19 protein-coding genes are annotated in these 16,663 nt (G+C 47.5%); 2 read left to right on the top strand and 17 right to left on the bottom strand.

The window, feature by feature from the left end; all coding sequences use genetic code 11:
- Positions 1-391 precede the first annotated feature (391 nt).
- The 5 genes from rplS to ffh all read right to left on the bottom strand — a co-directional run bounded on the left by rplS (position 392) and on the right by ffh (position 3,933).
- Positions 392-745, bottom strand: a complete 354-nt coding sequence (gene rplS, locus EYR25_RS04960; protein ID WP_006080791.1) for a 50S ribosomal protein L19 — start codon at positions 743-745, stop codon at positions 392-394.
- Positions 746-779: 34 nt separating this feature from the next.
- Entirely contained in the window at positions 780-1,526 is a 747-nt protein-coding gene (gene trmD / locus EYR25_RS04955; RefSeq protein ID WP_011623586.1) for a tRNA (guanosine(37)-N1)-methyltransferase TrmD, read from the bottom strand.
- 15 nt (positions 1,527-1,541) lie between these two features.
- The gene (gene rimM, locus EYR25_RS04950; RefSeq protein ID WP_011717865.1) at positions 1,542-2,072 is read right to left on the bottom strand and encodes a ribosome maturation factor RimM; all 531 of its coding nucleotides are present in this window, start codon (positions 2,070-2,072) and stop codon (positions 1,542-1,544) included.
- 20 nt (positions 2,073-2,092) lie between these two features.
- Complete coding sequence (gene rpsP / locus EYR25_RS04945; protein WP_011071566.1) at positions 2,093-2,341, bottom strand: 30S ribosomal protein S16; 249 nt, start codon at positions 2,339-2,341, stop codon at positions 2,093-2,095.
- Between the two features lie 218 nt (positions 2,342-2,559).
- Positions 2,560-3,933 carry a signal recognition particle protein gene (gene ffh, locus EYR25_RS04940; RefSeq protein ID WP_011623589.1) on the bottom strand — a complete coding sequence of 458 codons (1,374 nt, stop codon included), beginning with the start codon at positions 3,931-3,933 and terminating at the stop codon, positions 2,560-2,562.
- A 288-nt stretch (positions 3,934-4,221) separates the two neighbouring features.
- Between ffh and EYR25_RS04935 the strand changes: the two genes are divergently transcribed.
- Together EYR25_RS04935 and EYR25_RS04930 are read left to right on the top strand one after the other, a co-directional pair.
- Positions 4,222-5,010 (top strand): cytochrome C assembly family protein, encoded by a 789-nt coding sequence (locus tag EYR25_RS04935; RefSeq protein ID WP_133178711.1) that lies wholly within the window; start codon positions 4,222-4,224, stop codon positions 5,008-5,010.
- Positions 5,011-5,111: 101 nt separating this feature from the next.
- A complete protein-coding gene (locus tag EYR25_RS04930; protein ID WP_133178710.1) occupies positions 5,112-6,383 on the top strand; it encodes an HlyC/CorC family transporter in 1,272 nt (423 codons plus the stop codon).
- 67 nt (positions 6,384-6,450) lie between these two features.
- Here the strand turns inward: EYR25_RS04930 and EYR25_RS04925 are convergent, their stop codons facing one another.
- The 12 genes from EYR25_RS04925 to rpoE all read right to left on the bottom strand — a co-directional run bounded on the left by EYR25_RS04925 (position 6,451) and on the right by rpoE (position 16,530).
- Positions 6,451-6,987: an Mpo1 family 2-hydroxy fatty acid dioxygenase gene (locus tag EYR25_RS04925; RefSeq protein ID WP_133178709.1), complete on the bottom strand. Its 537-nt coding sequence runs from the start codon at positions 6,985-6,987 to the stop codon at positions 6,451-6,453.
- Between the two features lie 170 nt (positions 6,988-7,157).
- Complete coding sequence (gene acpS / locus EYR25_RS04920; RefSeq protein ID WP_011623594.1) at positions 7,158-7,541, bottom strand: holo-ACP synthase; 384 nt, start codon at positions 7,539-7,541, stop codon at positions 7,158-7,160.
- Entirely contained in the window at positions 7,541-8,278 is a 738-nt protein-coding gene (pdxJ, locus tag EYR25_RS04915) for a pyridoxine 5'-phosphate synthase (RefSeq protein WP_133178708.1), read from the bottom strand. The genes acpS and pdxJ overlap by 1 nt, the downstream gene beginning before the upstream one ends.
- Positions 8,279-8,367: 89 nt before the next feature.
- Positions 8,368-9,069 (bottom strand): DNA repair protein RecO, encoded by a 702-nt coding sequence (recO, locus tag EYR25_RS04910; protein ID WP_133178707.1) that lies wholly within the window; start codon positions 9,067-9,069, stop codon positions 8,368-8,370.
- Positions 9,070-9,118: 49 nt separating this feature from the next.
- The gene (gene era, locus EYR25_RS04905) at positions 9,119-10,138 is read right to left on the bottom strand and encodes a GTPase Era (protein WP_088585903.1); all 1,020 of its coding nucleotides are present in this window, start codon (positions 10,136-10,138) and stop codon (positions 9,119-9,121) included.
- Positions 10,135-10,815: a ribonuclease III gene (rnc, locus tag EYR25_RS04900; protein WP_133178706.1), complete on the bottom strand. Its 681-nt coding sequence runs from the start codon at positions 10,813-10,815 to the stop codon at positions 10,135-10,137. Before rnc ends, era begins: the two co-directional genes overlap by 4 nt.
- Position 10,816: 1 nt before the next feature.
- Positions 10,817-11,734, bottom strand: coding sequence for a signal peptidase I (gene lepB, locus EYR25_RS04895; RefSeq protein ID WP_023266799.1), 918 nt, complete (start codon positions 11,732-11,734; stop codon positions 10,817-10,819).
- Between the two features lie 179 nt (positions 11,735-11,913).
- Positions 11,914-13,704 (bottom strand): translation elongation factor 4, encoded by a 1,791-nt coding sequence (lepA, locus tag EYR25_RS04890; protein ID WP_023266798.1) that lies wholly within the window; start codon positions 13,702-13,704, stop codon positions 11,914-11,916.
- Positions 13,705-13,871: 167 nt separating this feature from the next.
- Positions 13,872-14,345 carry a SoxR reducing system RseC family protein gene (locus tag EYR25_RS04885; RefSeq protein ID WP_133178705.1) on the bottom strand — a complete coding sequence of 158 codons (474 nt, stop codon included), beginning with the start codon at positions 14,343-14,345 and terminating at the stop codon, positions 13,872-13,874.
- 11 nt (positions 14,346-14,356) lie between these two features.
- Positions 14,357-15,289, bottom strand: coding sequence for a MucB/RseB C-terminal domain-containing protein (locus tag EYR25_RS04880; RefSeq protein WP_039977946.1), 933 nt, complete (start codon positions 15,287-15,289; stop codon positions 14,357-14,359).
- 12 nt (positions 15,290-15,301) lie between these two features.
- Complete coding sequence (locus EYR25_RS04875) at positions 15,302-15,925, bottom strand: sigma-E factor negative regulatory protein (protein ID WP_133178704.1); 624 nt, start codon at positions 15,923-15,925, stop codon at positions 15,302-15,304.
- Positions 15,926-15,951: 26 nt separating this feature from the next.
- Positions 15,952-16,530: an RNA polymerase sigma factor RpoE gene (gene rpoE, locus EYR25_RS04870; RefSeq protein ID WP_011623604.1), complete on the bottom strand. Its 579-nt coding sequence runs from the start codon at positions 16,528-16,530 to the stop codon at positions 15,952-15,954.
- Positions 16,531-16,663: the final 133 nt, after the last annotated feature.

The following is a 16,663-nucleotide window of genomic DNA, read 5'->3' as shown; positions in this document are numbered from 1 at the left end:
CCACCTAAAACTGAAGTCATATCCCCATTTGCTCAGGAGTCTGGATCTCAAACCGCTGCGGGGAAGAATAAATAGCCGAGGCCATAATGTAATATCGTAATGATACACCATTACAACGAGTGACCAATATGCCTATTAATTGGCAGAAGATCAAGGAAGAATTTAACAAATTCAGCATTTATACCCATCGCATTAACTATCTGTTCATTCAGCGGGAGTTAAACGCGCTTTAGACAAGGCGAAGACTTGAAGGCATAGTGGTAGTGGTTGTCTGTAGAAAGCCTTAAACGCACTCGAAATGGCTAAAAAGATAAACTTTAGGCAACAAAAAACCGCCACGAGGGCGGTTTTCTGTGCGAACACTACGTCTTGTTTTCTGTAGCGGGTACTATTACTTAGTAGCCAGCTTTTCACGGATACGTGCAGATTTACCTGAACGATCACGTAAGTAGTACAGTTTGGCGCGACGAACGCGGCCACGACGCTTAACTTCAATGCTAGCGATCAGAGGGCTGTGCGTTTGGAATGCACGCTCAACACCTTCGCCATTAGAGATTTTACGTACTGTGAATGCAGAGTGCAGACCACGGTTACGTTTAGCAATTACAACGCCTTCGAAAGCCTGTAAACGCTCTTTATCACCTTCTTTAACACGAACCTGAACTACTACTGTATCACCAGCACCAAACGCAGGTACGTCTTGTTTCATTTGCTCATCGTTGAGCATTTTAATGATGTTGTTCATAACTTACTCCGTTCTAGAATTAACTGAGCTACGACTAAGCATTCTTGTCCATTGCTTCAACGAACTGCGCTAAAAGAGTCGATTGTTCGTCAGTCAGAGCTAGATTTTCAAATAATTCTGGCCGTCTTAGAAAAGTCCTACCAAGGCTTTGCTGCAAACGCCAGAGTCTAATTTGTTCGTGGTTGCCACTTAGCAGTACTGCGGGTACATCGAGTCCATCTAAGCTTTCAGGGCGCGTGTAATGAGGACAGTCCAGTAAACCGTCGGAGAAAGAATCTTGCTCCGCCGAAGCTTGTTTTCCTAGCACGCCAGGAACCAATCTCGATACTGCATCTATCAAGGTCATTGCAGGTAATTCGCCGCCCGAAAGCACGTAATCCCCAACCGACCATTCTTCATCCACTTCCGTTTGAATGATGCGTTCATCAATACCTTCGTATCGACCACACACCAGAATCAACCGGGATGATTCAGCCAACTCAGTGACGCCTTGCTGATCCAGCTTGCGTCCTTGAGGTGACAAGTAAATCACCTTTGCCTCTTCGCCTGCCGCCGCTTTCGCAGCATGGATGGCATCGCGTAAGGGTTGCACCATCATCAACATACCAGGACCACCGCCGTAAGGCCTGTCATCCACCGTACTGTGTCTATCATGGGTGAAATCGCGAGGATTCCACGTGTGCAACTCAAGCAGACCGTTCTTCACGGCACGACCCGTAACCCCAAAGTCTGTTACGGCACGAAACATTTCTGGGAACAGGGTTATTACCCCTAACCACATATGTTGTACCTCGACTTAAAAGTCAGGATCCCAATCCACTAAAATCTGTTTACCTTGGACATCCACCTTTAAGATGAATTGCCCTGGGACAAAGGGAAGCATACGTTCCACTTTGCCGAAGCTATCTTTCGCGTTGGCTTTCACTAAAAGCACGTCGTTCGAACCGGTTTCCACGATTTGATCGACAACACCCATGTTGTAGCCATTGGTATTAATCACTTCACAACCGATGAGGTCACGCCAATAGAACTCGTCTTCTGGCAAATCGTTCATCTGCTCTGGCAGGATCCCAATTTCGCAATTGGTGAGCATTTGTGCTCGCTCCCGCGTGGTGACACCTTCAAGCTCGGCGACAACCGCCTTGCCTTGGTAACGCCACTGAATGACTTTTACTTCGCGCCATTCACCATTTTCTTTAATAAGCCAAGGTGAATAGTCAAAGATACCTTCAACAGAATCGGTATAGGCGGTGATTTTCAGCCAACCTTTAATGCCATGACAGGAGCCTAATTTCCCCAGTACGACTGGCTGTTGGTTACTGCTCATCAATCTATACCTTAACGCTATTAAGCAGCTGCTTTAGCGTCTTTGATCAATTTTGCTACGCGATCAGTTGTCGCAGCGCCGTTCGCAACCCAGTGCTCAACGCGAGCTAGGTCTAAACGTAAAGTTTCTTCTTGGCCACGAGCCAATGGGTTGAAGAAACCAACACGCTCAATGAAACGACCGTCACGAGCGTTACGGCTGTCAGCAACAACGATGTTGTAAAATGGACGCTTTTTAGCGCCACCACGAGCTAAACGAATGGTAACCATGCGTTTTCAATCCTCTAATGATTTGCTTGAAGCAAAAATAAAAACTGGAACCCCGTGTTCGCGAAGAGTCCCAGATAGAAAGCCGGAAGATTTTACCTGACTTTTCAACGAATGCAACCAAATCTGGCGATTATTAAACCTGCCTTAGGATTGCCCGCCTCATTTCAAATAGAATCAACCAACTGATAAAACATCAACTTTGATGAAAATCGCCAGAATTAACGGCCCGGAAATTTCATGCCGCCAGGCATCATACCACGCATTCCGCGCATCATCTTCTGGATGCCGCCCTTGGCCGACATCTTTTTCATCATCTTTTGCATTTGGGTAAACTGTTTCAATAAACGGTTCACGTCTTGAATTTGTGTGCCAGAACCCGCAGCGATACGGCGCTTACGTGAGCCTTTGATTAAATCGGGGTTTTTGCGCTCTTTGGCCGTCATTGAGTTAATGATGGCTTCCATTTGACGGGTCATTTTACCGTCTTGGATTTGCGCTAGGGCATCGGGTGGTAATTGACCCACACCGGGCAGCTTTTCAATCATGCTCATCATGCCGCCCATGTTTTTCATCTGCTGTAGCTGCTCGCGGAAATCTTCGAGATCAAAACTGCCGCCCTGCTTCACTTTAGAAGCCAGCTTCATCGCCTTGTCTTTATCGACACCGCGCTCAACTTCTTCGATAAGCGATAATACGTCGCCCATACCAAGAATACGTGAGGCTATACGGTCGGGATGGAAAGGCTCTAGGGCATCGGTCTTCTCGCCAACACCGAGGAATTTAATCGGCTTGCCGGTAATGTGGCGAATCGATAATGCCGCACCGCCGCGCGCATCACCGTCAACCTTAGTTAAAATCACACCAGTGAGCGGCAGCGCTTCGTTAAAGGCTTTGGCCGTGTTTGCCGCGTCTTGACCCGTCATAGCATCGACCACAAACAGTGTCTCAATCGGTTTAACCGCCGCATGTAGCGCCTTGATTTCATCCATCATGGCTTCATCGACGTGCAGACGACCCGCGGTGTCGAGAATCACCACATCGATAAATTTAAGCTTAGCGTGGGCAATGGCCGCCTTGGCGATATCGATTGGCTTTTGGCTCACATCCGATGGGAAGAACTCTACATCGACTTCGGTCGCTAAGGTTTCAAGCTGTTTAATCGCCGCAGGGCGGTAAACGTCTGCACTGACGACCAGAACCGATTTTTTATGACGCGTACGCAGCAATTTACCCAGTTTGGCAACGCTGGTCGTTTTACCCGCACCTTGAAGACCCGCCATCATCACCACGGCTGGCGGCTGAGTGGCTAAATCCAGAGCTTGGTTGGCCTCGCCCATGGATTTTTCAAGTTCACTTTGAACAATCTTAATAAAGGCTTGACCAGGACTTAAGCTCTTCGCCACTTCCTGACCAACGGCACGTTCTTTTACATTGTTAACGAATTCACGCACCACAGGCAGGGCAACATCGGCCTCCAGCAGCGCCATACGCACTTCGCGCAGGGTTTCCTTAACGTTTTCTTCGGTTAAGCGACCACGGCCACTGATATTTTTCAGCGTGCGTGACAGTCTGTCGGTTAGATTCTCAAACATCGTCCTGCTCTATACCTTTAGGATCTCGATTAATGGGCTGTATTATAACGATGCGGGCGCATTATGCTACTGCTATGCCCTACTTGCGTTAACTTCGGCAACTAACCTGCTTTAGGCCATATTTTGCGATTCGCCTACGACTATTTACGTCTAACAATAAGAATCTGCTAAATTTTGCAACTTATGTCACTGCCCATTTGCCGACGGCTCATGTTATTCTAGGCAAAATATTGATCTGTATGCCCCGCTTTTAAGGCACCATTAACAACACGAATAGGTTAATTACCCATGGTCATTTTTTCTGCCTCAGCCATGTTTTTTTATTGCATCGCATTGGTATTAGTGACAAGTCGACTGTTCCATCCTGAAGGTCCTAATCGTAAGGCCGTTGCAGGTGTCGCCGCCATCGCCGTGATTTTACACGCTGCCGCCCTGTCTCAAGCGATTTTTACGACCGATGGACAAAACTTCAGCCTCACTAATGTGATCTCGTTAGTGAACTGGATCATCGCCTTCACCTTTACCGTGATGATGTTTAGGCTAAAAGTGATTGTGGTTGTGCCAGTGGTTTACGCCTGTTCTGTGCTCTCTGTAGCCCTACTCTGGTTATTGCCACCTAAGTTTATTACTCACTTTGAGCTGTACCCTGAGGTTTTGGCCCACGTAGTGCTCTCTCTTATGGCATACAGCGCCCTGATGATCGCCGCCCTGTACGCGATTCAGCTGGCGATGATCCAAAATAAACTCAAGAAGAAACAATTAATGCTAAGCCCAGGCATTCCGCCGCTGATGACGGTAGAAAAACAGCTCTATCATCTTGTGATTATTGGGGTGATTTTACTGAGTTTATCCCTCGCCACTGGGTTTATCTTCCTCGATGATATGTTTGCCGATGGCAAAGGCCATAAGGCGATTCTGTCTATCGTCGCGTGGTTTGTGTATATCGCCATGTTATGGCAGCAGTATTGGGTCGGCTGTAAAATTCGCACCGCGGTCATTTACACCTTAACCGGCGCGACCTTGTTATCCTTAGCTTATTTTGGCGCTCGGATTGTCAAAGAGTTAATTCTTAGTTAATAATTTCAAGTCAGCTTAGGCGCTAATTCCCTAAGCTGACTTGACACCCCGTTTATTTCTCGGTATCAACTTAACCTTATCGGCCTGATTGGAGCCTATTTTTGGACGCTATATCGACAAGCGCACTCCTCATTTTCTTACTAGTGCTTATCCTTTGTTCTGCCTACTTTTCAGGTTCTGAAACCGCCATGATGACCCTTAACCGCTATCGGTTAAGGCATCTCGCCTCAAACGGCCATAAAGGTGCGATACGCGCCCTCAAGCTACTCGAACGTCCTGACCGCTTAATTGGCTTGATTCTGATAGGTAATAACCTCGTTAATATTCTCGCCTCAGCCATTGCGACCATTATTGGGATGCGCCTTTGGGGCGATTTAGGCGTCGCGGTCGCCACAGGGGTACTGACCTTGGTCGTTTTGGTCTTTGCCGAAGTCACCCCAAAAACTATCGCCGCCTTGAACCCGGAACGTATTGCCTTCCCATCGAGTATTTTGCTTATTGGCTTATCAACGATTTTTGCCTACGTGGTCAGCAGTGTTAACTGGATCACTACAGGCATACTGCGTCTCTTTGGTATTAAAAGTATCAGTAGCAGCGATGCACTTAGCCAAGAAGAATTAAGGACGGTCGTACACGAAGCTGGTGCCTTGATCCCCCAACGCCACCAAGAGATGCTGTTATCGATTCTCGATTTAGAAAAAGTGACCGTTGAAGACATCATGGTGCCGCGCTCGGATATCTACGCGATTAACGTCAACGATGACTTTAAATTTATCAATCGCCAAGTGATCCAAAGCCCGCATACTCGAGTGTTGGTATACCGCGATACCATTGACGATGCCGTTGGTTTTATTCATCTGCGTGACGCACTGCGCCTGCAATCAAAGGAGCAGTTCAGTAAATCCTCATTGCTACGCGCCGTAAAAGAACTCTACTTTATTCCCGAAGGAACATCGCTCAATGTGCAATTAGCCAACTTTCAGCACAATAAAGAGCGCATCGGCCTAGTGGTCGATGAATACGGTGATATCCAAGGATTGGTGACACTCGAAGATATTCTCGAAGAAATTGTCGGTGACTTCACCACCTCCATGTTGGCCACACCGAGTGAAGATATTACTGCCCAACAGGATGGAAGCTACTTAGTCGATGCCAGTATCACTATCCGTGATTTGAATAAAGAAATGAAATGGGATTTCCCAACCGATGGCCCTAAAACCCTCAATGGCTTGATCTTAGAGTATTTAGAGGATATCCCCGCCGAGAACACTAGCCTTCGCCTAGCGGGTTACCCATTAGAAGTGATTGAAGTCGCGGATAATATGGTCAAAACAGTACGAATCATTCCGCAGCATTATCAGTCTCCACGCTAACTTTATCTAGATAAAAAATCGGCTGAATCCAAATGGAATTCAGCCGATTTTCTTCTCCCCCAAGAGATTATTTAACGCTTTGCGTCTTGAGACGAGCTTCGAGTGCTCGGCGCTTTTCGATAGCGATAGGTGTAATCTCGGCATCTAACTCTTTTTCAAGCCCCAAGAGAAAATACACTTCGGCCATTAAGAAGAACGGGCCAATTAGTAGTTGGTTTAAATCGTCCACAAAAGCGGGTTTGGCCTTCTCGTATTGATGGCCAATCAACTGAAAAATCCATCCCACGATAAATACCGATATAGCCAACCAAAAGGCGCTGGGAGAATCTGCCATTAACTCAGTGGTATATACGACGGGGGCGATAAATAAAGCTAGGCCAATCGCTAACTTTGCATGTAAGCGAAAGTAATAAACCAGCACACCTGCCCCTAAAATCACACCTAAACTCACATCACCCGCGCTGCCAAGTGGAATTCGGATAGTCGCCAGCAATAGGAAAGCAGACCATATAATCAATGGGATACCAACGAAATGGGTTCGAATATTGCGCGGATTTAAATGCACACTCTTATAGGTGGATAACTGCTCTACGGCGGATTTCATCTTGGGCTCCTTTTACTCAGTCCCTGCAAATTTTTGTTTAAATACCACTTTTGACCTAACCTAGCCCAAAAACGCGAGACTGAACAGTGAAAAGTAACAAAAATATTGCTAGGTATTTTGAGGCAATAAAAAAGGGAGCTAAGGCTCCCTTTATAGTAACGGTTAAAAGACTAGCGTGATTCGAGGATAACCGTCGCAATAGCGTAGGATTTTTCATCCGCGATTGAAATGTGCCCGACCACACCGTTGAGCAAAGCTAAGCGCTGCTGCGCTCCTTGTGTAAAATCAATCGTCGGCGCACCATCGGGCGTATTCCCAATGTGGATATGCTGAAAAGATACCCCTCGACCAATACCCGTCCCCAAGGCCTTAGCAGCAGCTTCTTTAGCGGCAAAGCGTTTAGCCAAATAGCGGCTCGGTTGGCTATGCTGTTGATAGATATCGAACTCAGCCTCTGTCAGTACACGTTTTGCCAGCTTATCGCCGGAACGCGCCACATGGGCCGTGATACGCTCGATTTCAACTATATCAGTGCCAAGCCCAACGATTGCCATTATTCGCCTCGACGACCTTCTAACATAAGCGCTTTCATGTCTTTAACCGCTGTAGCTAAGCCATCAATGGCCGCACGCGCGACAATGGCATGACCGATGTTGAGCTCATACAGCTCTGGGATCGCCGCAATCGGCTTAACATTGTGGTAATGCAGCCCGTGGCCCGCATTCACCACTAAGCCTTTGCCATGGGCGTATTTAGCCATTTCGCTGATACGTGCAAGCTCTTTGGCTTCTTCTTCAGCGGTTTTAGCGTCGGCATAGCAACCGGTATGAATTTCGATAAGTGGTGCACCAGAGGCGACAGCGGCATCGATTTGTGTCTTATCAGCATCGATAAACAGTGACACTTGAATACCATTGGCGGCTAAACGGCTTACCGCGGCAGTGATTTTATCTAATTGTCCAGCCACATCTAAACCACCTTCAGTCGTCACTTCTTGGCGTTTTTCAGGGACTAAGCAAACGTAGGTCGGTTTAACTTCGCAGGCGATGTTGAGCATTTCCTCTGTCACGGCACACTCAAAGTTCATCCGCGTCTTTAAGGTTTTCGCCAGCAGATACACATCGCGGTCGATAATATGACGTCTGTCTTCCCGTAAATGAATAGTGATACCATCGGCACCCGCATGCTCGGCGACTGCGGCCGCATGGACAGGATCAGGATAACTGGTGCCGCGAGCCTGACGCAGGGTCGCAATATGGTCGATATTAACACCCAATAAGATACGGCTCATCGGGAACTCCTTTATGTTTGTAAGGCTAGAATTAACGCTGATTTGCGCCCTATTGTACTGGGACAGGCAGTAAAAAACAGGAGCTAGGGCTAATTATTCCCATCTCTGCTTGAGACGGTCGCTTGAATAAATAGCTGCCGACTCACCAGCGGCTTATTTCCGAGCAGGGGTTGCAGCATAGACCGCATCAACCGTTTAGCATCTAAAAACTGCTCTTGCAACAATTGATTATCGTTAAGTGCAGTTAACATTGCACCTTGATAGGTATGCTTTGCCCTGCTGTTCAACACAAATTGAAAGCCAAGTTCTGGCACAAGCTGATAGTAATGTTCAGGGATCAGCGGTTCGCCCTGAGTATCGCGAATAAGAGATGGCATTGCCCCGAGTTCCCGCAAAAGCGCCAACTCAAGATAGCGCAGCTTCGACTCACAGAATTGCGCCGCGAGCCCGACCAAGGCTTGATGGTAGATGAGGAATAACGCCTCGGCATTATGGTGAACCGACAGGGTGCGCATCAGCAATTCATTGATATACATGCCGGCATACAGGCTATAACCCGATAAAGGCACGGCTGGCGCGGCCGCTTCAATTTGGCTGATGTTTTTGAGTTCAGACTTGCCGCTAAATTCAAAAATCAGCGGCTGAAAGGGTTGGAGAATACTTTTGATGGAGCGTTTACCGCTCCCGACTCTCGCGACGGCATCGACACGACCAATCCCGTCAACCAAGAGATTGACCAGCGCGCTAGACTCCCGGTAAGGGCGATGATGCAAAACATACCCCCGTTTCATCGGTCTGCGCGCTCGTTCATGGTCAGGCTCGGCCTATTATCAGTAACGATTAATCGTCACCGTAGCCTAGGCTTCGCAGGGCACGTTCATCATCGGCCCAACCGGATTTGACCTTCACCCACACTTCGAGGAACACTTTGTTATCAAACAAGGTTTCCATATCGAGGCGCGCTTGCGTGGCGATGGTACGAATGCGCTCACCTTTGCTACCAATCACCATCCGCTTTTGGCCTTCGCGCTCAACCAAGATCAGGGCGTTGATTTGATAAACGCCGTTTTCCATCATCTTAAACTGCTCGATTTCAACCGTCGCATCGTAGGGCAATTCATCGCCGAGGAAGCGCATCAGTTTTTCACGAACAATTTCAGAGGCCATAAAACGCTGCGAACGGTCGGTCACATAATCTTCTGGGAAGAAGAAGGGATTCTCGGGCAGAGACTCCGCCGCCATCTCTAAAATGCGTTTAACGTTGGTACCCTTACTGGCCGAAATCGGCAGGATTTCATCGAAGGGATACTTCTTGGCCACGTCTTCCAAATAAGGGAAAAGAGCCTCTTTGTCTTTGATATTATCGACTTTGTTGATGGCTAACACGGTTTTACGCTCTTCACCACCACGGCGTAGTTTGCTTAACACCATCTCATCATCAGCGGTCCAAGTCATACCATCGACCACAAAAATCACCATAGACACATCGGCAAGCGAGCTCGCCGCCGCGCGATTCATCAGACGGTTAATTGCACGCTGCTCTTCAATATGCAGACCCGGTGTGTCGATAAACACGATTTGGCGTGGACCATCGGTATGGATCCCCATGATGCGATGACGCGTCGTTTGCGGTTTTTTCGAGGTAATACTGATCTTTTGCCCAAGCAAACGGTTCAGCAGGGTCGATTTACCCACGTTAGGACGGCCAATAATGGCCACCATGCCACAGTAGGTCACATCATAGTGAACAGACGGCGCCGCCGCGCTCGCTGCATTCATCCTTGCCAGTAATTCATCTAAGCTCGGCTCATTGCTCGCGTTAGCGGCATCGACAGCTGGCAAGTCTGTTTTTTTGGTCATTTCTTCAGTAACTCCAATACTTGAGCCGCAGCAATCTGCTCGGCTTTACGGCGCGAACTCGCTACGCCAATCACGCTTTCGCTCAAGTCATCTATACGACATTCAACGGTGAATGTTTGATCGTGGGCATCGCCTTCTATGTTGATTACTTGGTAATCGGGTAGCGGCTTCTTTAACCCTTGTAAATATTCTTGCAGTAAGGTTTTCGCGTCTTTTTGATTCACGCCGGGTTGGATCTCGGCCAAACGCTCGGCGTACCAATGCAGTAATAACTTACGGCACACTTCGAGATCGGAATCTAAGTAGATTGCGCCGATAATCGCCTCGACCGCATCGGCCAAGATGGACTCACGTCTAAAACCACCGCTCTTTAACTCGCCGGGGCCTAAGAATAAATAATCCCCAAGCTTAAAGGCCTTAGCAATCAAAGTGAGCGTATCACCACGCACTAAGGTGGCGCGCATCCGGCTCAAGTCCCCCTCGGTCGCCTTAGGAAACTGATGATATAAGGCGTCTGAGATCACAATCGATAAAATCGAATCGCCTAAAAACTCTAACCGCTCGTTGTGCTTATTTGCCGCACTTCTGTGGGTCAATGCTTGGGTGAGGAGCTCAACGTTCTTGAACTCATAACCCAAAGTACGACACAAACGTGGCAAATTTTTAATCGGTTCCATACTAGTGAATTCCACCTACTCGTTCAAAACGCACGCCACTTGGCACCCAAGTGGGTAGGAAGTCGGCTTTAGAACGGTCAAACTCAAAACTAATCCAAATAGCGACCGCTTTGCCGACAAGATTCTCTTCAGGGACAAAGCCCCAGAAACGGCTGTCGGTACTGTTATCGCGGTTATCGCCCATCGCAAAATAATGGCCCTCTGGCACAAGGAACTCACCCGCTGGTAAATTTCCTTCACGCTTGAAGTATCCAATCATATCGGGGCGGCTTGGATTGATTAAAATATCGTGGGCCACTTCACCGAGTTGCTCTTTATAACGAATTAAAGGCACGCCATCGAAGTCGAAGTCGCCACGGCTAATTTCGGTACGCGCCACCAGTTCTGGCTCAGGGCAATTTGTTTGCTCTACGCCGCAGGCCTTTTGGATCATTAACTGCTTGTTGCGGTAGATAATCCGATCGCCCGGTAAACCCACTACGCGCTTGATGTAGTCAATCTGAGGGTTTTCAGGGTATTTAAACACAATCACATCGCCACGTTTCGGCTCGCCCGTTTCAATCAGTTTAGTGCGCCATACGGGATCTTTTAGGCCATAGCTAAACTTTTCCACCAGAATGAAGTCACCCACTAACAGGGTTGGCATCATAGAGCCGGAGGGAATTTGGAAGGGTTCATAAATAAACGAGCGCAGGATCAACACGAAGGCAATTACAGGGAAGATGGAGTGCGCGGTTTCAACCACTGTGGGTTCGCGGATGATGTTATATTCGGCTTCCTCGGTTAAATTAGCCTGCGAAGCCTTGGCTAAGGCTAAGCTTTCGCGGCGTTTAGGCGCAAATACCAGCACATCGATTAACCAGATCAACCCAGAAATCAGGGTGACTAGCACTAAAATAATGGAAAAATAGGCTGCCATTGCTTATTGAACTCCTGCCTTGAAATGTAAAGATCTAAACTCAGCGACTATTGTATTTCGACTCGCGAACTTTAGTTAACTTACCGTATTTCTAAAAAAACACCACAAAACATACGATAAGCTAAGTAAAGCGCCGCAAACTGCGGCGCAATAATAGCTAAATTGTGTTATCTCGAGTGTTACTCGTTTAGCTTAAGTACCGCTAAGAACGCCTCTTGTGGCACCTCAACGTTACCCACTTGTTTCATCCGTTTCTTACCCTCTTTTTGTTTATTCAAGAGTTTCTTCTTACGGGAAACGTCACCACCGTAACACTTAGCCGTTACGTCTTTACGTAAGGCTTTTACGGTAGAACGGGCAATAATTTGGCTGCCAACAGCGGCTTGAATCGCGATATCAAACATCTGACGTGGGATCAGCTCTTTCATCTTCTCAACCAGCGCCAAACCACGGTGACGAATGTTTGAACGGTGAATAATCATCGCCAATGCGTCTACGCGATCGCCGTTGATTAAGATGTCTAAGCGCACCATGTCAGCAGGATCGAAGCGGATGAAGTTGTATTCTAACGATGCATAACCACGACTGGTCGATTTTAAGCGGTCGAAGAAGTCCATCACCACTTCAGCCATTGGCAGGTGGTAAGTTACGGCCACTTGATTGCCGTGGTAAACCATGTTCACTTGGGTACCGCGTTTTTCGATACACAGGGTAATCACGTTACCTAAGTATTCTTTTGGCACCAGGATGTTAGCTTCAACGATTGGCTCACGCATCTCTTCGATGTTGTTAATCGCCGGCAAGTCTGCAGGGTTATCAACATAGATGGTTTCACCACTGGTCAACAGCACCTCATACACTACGGTAGGCGCCGTCGTGATAAGGTCAAGATCGTATTCACGCTCTAAACGCTCTTGAATGATTTCCATGTGCAGCAAGCCTAAATAGCCAATACGGAAACCAAAACCAAGGGCTGATGAACTTTCAGGTTCGAAGAACAATGACGCATCGTTGAGGCTGAGTTTGTTGAGCGCATCGCGGAAGTTTTCATATTCATCGGTAGAAATCGGGAACACACCAGCGTATACCTGAGGCTTCACTTTCTTAAAGCCAGGTAATGGCTTATCTGCTCCATTTTTCGCCAGCGTCAAGGTATCACCCACAGGTGCACCATGAATTTCTTTAATACCCGCGATAACAAAACCTACTTCACCGGTTTTCAACTCGGTTTTATCAGTTTGTTTAGGCGTGAAAATACCTACGCGATCTGCGGTGTGGTTTTGTCCAGTAGACATCACCTTAAACTTATCGCCTTTCTTCAGCACGCCGTTTTTAATACGTACGAGAGAAACAACGCCTAAGTAACTATCAAACCAAGAGTCAATGATCAGCGCTTGTAGCGGCGCCTCTGGGTCGCCTTCTGGCGGTGGAATTTGATCAACGATGACTTCTAATACTTCGTCAATACCCACGCCGGTTTTGGCCGAGCAACGCACAGCGTTCATCGCATCGATACCCACGATGTCTTCAATCTCAGCGGCTACGCGCTCAGGATCGGCTTGGGGTAAGTCGATTTTGTTCAGGATAGGTACCACGTCCAGATTCATATCCAGCGCGGTGTAACAGTTAGCGAGCGTCTGAGCTTCAACGCCTTGACCCGCATCCACCACGAGCAGCGCACCCTCACAGGCGGCTAATGAACGAGATACTTCATAGGAAAAGTCAACGTGGCCAGGGGTATCAATAAAGTTAAGTTGGTAAGTTTCGCCATTTTTGGCTTTGTATTCCAACGTGACGCTCTGGGCCTTAATCGTGATACCGCGCTCACGTTCTAGATCCATAGAATCAAGAACTTGCGCATCCATTTCACGGTCGCTTAACCCGCCACAAACCTGAATAAGACGATCTGATAGCGTCGATTTACCATGGTCGATATGGGCAATAATTGAGAAGTTTCTAATGTGTTTCATTATGCTGCTATGACTAATACTGAAAAATGGATACGGTTCAAAGGTGCGAAATTGTACCTGATTGCGGTTTCAATACCAATCAGATTCACTCATCCTTCTCTTTAAGTAGGGAAATGTGGCTCTCAGCTGGAGTTTATTGCCAGATTAAAATCAATAACAACATGAAATTAAACGGGTAATTTTTCTAAACTGATCCCTGAGCCTAAATAAGCCAAAATGACAGGTTGCGAATCAACTTCGAGTTGTTTTGCCTTGTGCTTTCCAAAGAACCACGCGGCTATAGCGCCTAAGGCAGCAAAAGCTATCGCACTGAGATCCGAATTGATTTCCAACAAACCTGCGAAAAACTGGCCAAATACGGCGCCAGCGAATAATCCGAGCAGCGGCGTCAAATAAACTAAGGCCGCCGCTTTCAGGATCACGCTCTCTGGTAAACCGAGCTTTAGCAGTTCACCAACTTCACATGGGCGTTCACTTTGAATGGAGAATTGTTGTGTCTTTGCTGAAAAAGCCTGAGCCACCGCCGACGTACCACAAGACTCGCTACTGCTGCAGCTCTTACAGGTACTTTTAAGCTCTACCTCGACGGTCAGCCAACCTTGATTATCGCAGGCGACAACCCGCGCCACTTCTTCCATCATGATAAGGAGCCTTATTCTAACATCAGACTTTTCGCGATACGGGCCAAGGTTTCGGTCGGCACTTTACCCACGGCAACTACTTCGGCATTACCCACTTTTTCAGACACCAAAGACAAACCATTACGAGTGATCAACTCTTCGGGTAATGGCGTCGAGCCAGCCCGTGCAACATAGACAGAAATATTGGCTAAACCGTCTGTTAACGCAATATATTCAACCGCTTCGTGACTGCCAATTAAACGGTGGTGATCACGCACTACCACGCTAAATCCTGCTGGTAACCAAGAAAACTGCCAATTTTGCCCATCTTGGCGCTCAGCCTGATCAATAACCGCTGGCCATTCTTGCTTATAAGCTTCCTGCAGAATGGATGGCGGCTCTTTTAACTCAATTAGCTCAATCACCATCAGCTGTTCAAGTAATTGTTTATCTTGAGTCAGCATGTCGTATCTAAGAGGCAGATAGGTGTCCATATCAAGCCAAATTTGGAAACCGTAACGGTACTCATCATTTGGTAATAAACGGATCATTTGACCGGGACGTCCCGCAATACGGCTTCGACCACCGAGTACAAACTGATACCCCACTTCTAAATCACTCATCTTTGAAGAGAAAGCCGCAGGCCATACGCCCTGAATATGATTAGAAAGGATACTATAGGCGGGTTGATCGTGTTCGATAAAGGTGACTCGATTGCCCACTCTGACCGCATTTTTTGGTGGGCCATTGAGGTACTCAAGAAACGCAACTTCTTGATTATTCACCTTACCGTGAAGATAAACCAAAGGCCGAATATGATCGGCCTGAAGTTGTATAATCGATGCTTTAAACTCTTTCTCTTTTAAAGCCTGGCTCATTTTCTCAAGCCAGACTTTGGCTGGCATATCTTCCTGCGCCACTGCAGGGAATACCAAGGCTAACAAAGCCAACAGGATTAGACGCAAGCTAACTCCTTACTACTGATTGACAGGAACGGGAATAACCTCGCTATTGTCTTCTACAACGGCACCCGTATTCAATCGTTGTTGCAACATATGGTCCTGAATATACGTATTAATTCGGCGACGTTGCTCGTTCATTTGGTCGTTAGTGTAGCTCTGATTTTGCTGCACTGGACCTGTCTGTAAGCTCACTGGCGACGCACTACCGACCAGAGGACGGGTGATGAGCACAGGCGATGGCGACGCGGCATCATCGGCGGTTTGGTTAAAGTTCTGTACGCCTACGATGGCGAACATAGCCACAGTTGCGGCAATCGCATACTGACCAAACTGCTTGAATAAGAGCACAACACGGCTTTGGCCAGCATTTACAGCCACTTGCTGTGGAGCTGCTGTGACTTCTGGCGCGCTCACTTGAGGCGAGACAATGGCAGGCTCAAGTTCGATTGCAGCCGCAATACTGGCGGAAAGGTCTAACGCCATAGTTTGGGGCAACTCTCCCCGCATAGCATCACCTATCACATGATAGTTACGCCATTTATTATGTGAATGCGTATCGGCAGCAAGTTCTGCCATAGTCTGCAGATCTGTCTCTCCATCGACAGCGGCAGATACCCATTCTTGACCTAATTTATCCATTGTTCACCTGTCTAAATTTAAGGGTGTTACTCTTCCAGTAATGGCTGGAGTTTTTTATCGATTGCTTCACGGGCGCGGAAGATACGAGATCTTACAGTACCCACAGGGCAATCCATGATGATGGCAATATCCTCGTAACTCATCCCATCGAGTTCACGCAGCGAAATCGCCATACGTAATTCTTCCGGCAAGGTTTCTAATGTCTCGAAAACCACTTTTTTGATTTCGTCCGATAACATTAGTCGCTCTGGGGAGGCAAACTCCTTTAGCGCATCACTGCCTTCGTAGTATTCGGCATCCTCGGCATCCACATCATTTGCAGGCGCTCTGCGCCCCTGTGACACGAGGTAATTCTTAGCCGTGTTTACGGCTATGCGGTACAACCAGGTATAAAACGCACTTTCTCCGCGAAAGTTTGGCAAAGCTCGATAAGCTTTGATAAACGCTTCCTGTGCCACATCGGTAACGTCGGCTTGGTTACGCACATAGCGTGAAATCAAGCTCACCACTTTACTCTGATATTTAAGCACCAACAGGTTAAAAGCGTTTTTATCTCCCCGTTGTACGCGCTCAACTAATTGTTGATCACTTATTTGTCCACTCATCCGAGCCGACTTCTCCCAAATCTAAAATGCTGATTTCTCAGTCGCTCGAATCATATTCACTTATGTAGACTAGCGTGCTTTGAAAAAGTTCTAAGAATTATACAAAAAAAGTAAGGTTAAAAGGAAAGTACCC

This window comes from Shewanella decolorationis (assembly GCF_004354305.1).
GTDB classification, from domain to species: domain Bacteria; phylum Pseudomonadota; class Gammaproteobacteria; order Enterobacterales; family Shewanellaceae; genus Shewanella; species Shewanella decolorationis.
This window is presented reverse-complemented; position numbering and strand designations above follow the sequence as displayed.

Excerpts from the sequence above, each read along its gene's own strand:
- rplS (WP_006080791.1), bottom strand. The coding sequence starts at position 745 with ATGAACAACATCATTAAAATGCTCAACGATGAGCAAATGAAACAAGAC.
- trmD (WP_011623586.1), bottom strand. The coding sequence starts at position 1,526 with ATGTGGTTAGGGGTAATAACCCTGTTCCCAGAAATGTTTCGTGCCGTA.
- rimM (WP_011717865.1), bottom strand. The coding sequence starts at position 2,072 with ATGAGCAGTAACCAACAGCCAGTCGTACTGGGGAAATTAGGCTCCTGT.
- rpsP (WP_011071566.1), bottom strand. The coding sequence starts at position 2,341 with ATGGTTACCATTCGTTTAGCTCGTGGTGGCGCTAAAAAGCGTCCATTT.
- ffh (WP_011623589.1), bottom strand. The coding sequence starts at position 3,933 with ATGTTTGAGAATCTAACCGACAGACTGTCACGCACGCTGAAAAATATC.
- EYR25_RS04935 (WP_133178711.1), top strand. The coding sequence starts at position 4,222 with ATGGTCATTTTTTCTGCCTCAGCCATGTTTTTTTATTGCATCGCATTG.
- EYR25_RS04925 (WP_133178709.1), bottom strand. The coding sequence starts at position 6,987 with ATGAAATCCGCCGTAGAGCAGTTATCCACCTATAAGAGTGTGCATTTA.
- acpS (WP_011623594.1), bottom strand. The coding sequence starts at position 7,541 with ATGGCAATCGTTGGGCTTGGCACTGATATAGTTGAAATCGAGCGTATC.
- pdxJ (WP_133178708.1), bottom strand. The coding sequence starts at position 8,278 with ATGAGCCGTATCTTATTGGGTGTTAATATCGACCATATTGCGACCCTG.
- recO (WP_133178707.1), bottom strand. The coding sequence starts at position 9,069 with ATGAAACGGGGGTATGTTTTGCATCATCGCCCTTACCGGGAGTCTAGC.
- era (WP_088585903.1), bottom strand. The coding sequence starts at position 10,138 with ATGACCAAAAAAACAGACTTGCCAGCTGTCGATGCCGCTAACGCGAGC.
- rnc (WP_133178706.1), bottom strand. The coding sequence starts at position 10,815 with ATGGAACCGATTAAAAATTTGCCACGTTTGTGTCGTACTTTGGGTTAT.
- lepB (WP_023266799.1), bottom strand. The coding sequence starts at position 11,734 with ATGGCAGCCTATTTTTCCATTATTTTAGTGCTAGTCACCCTGATTTCT.
- lepA (WP_023266798.1), bottom strand. The coding sequence starts at position 13,704 with ATGAAACACATTAGAAACTTCTCAATTATTGCCCATATCGACCATGGT.
- EYR25_RS04885 (WP_133178705.1), bottom strand. The coding sequence starts at position 14,345 with ATGATGGAAGAAGTGGCGCGGGTTGTCGCCTGCGATAATCAAGGTTGG.
- EYR25_RS04875 (WP_133178704.1), bottom strand. The coding sequence starts at position 15,925 with ATGGATAAATTAGGTCAAGAATGGGTATCTGCCGCTGTCGATGGAGAG.
- rpoE (WP_011623604.1), bottom strand. The coding sequence starts at position 16,530 with ATGAGTGGACAAATAAGTGATCAACAATTAGTTGAGCGCGTACAACGG.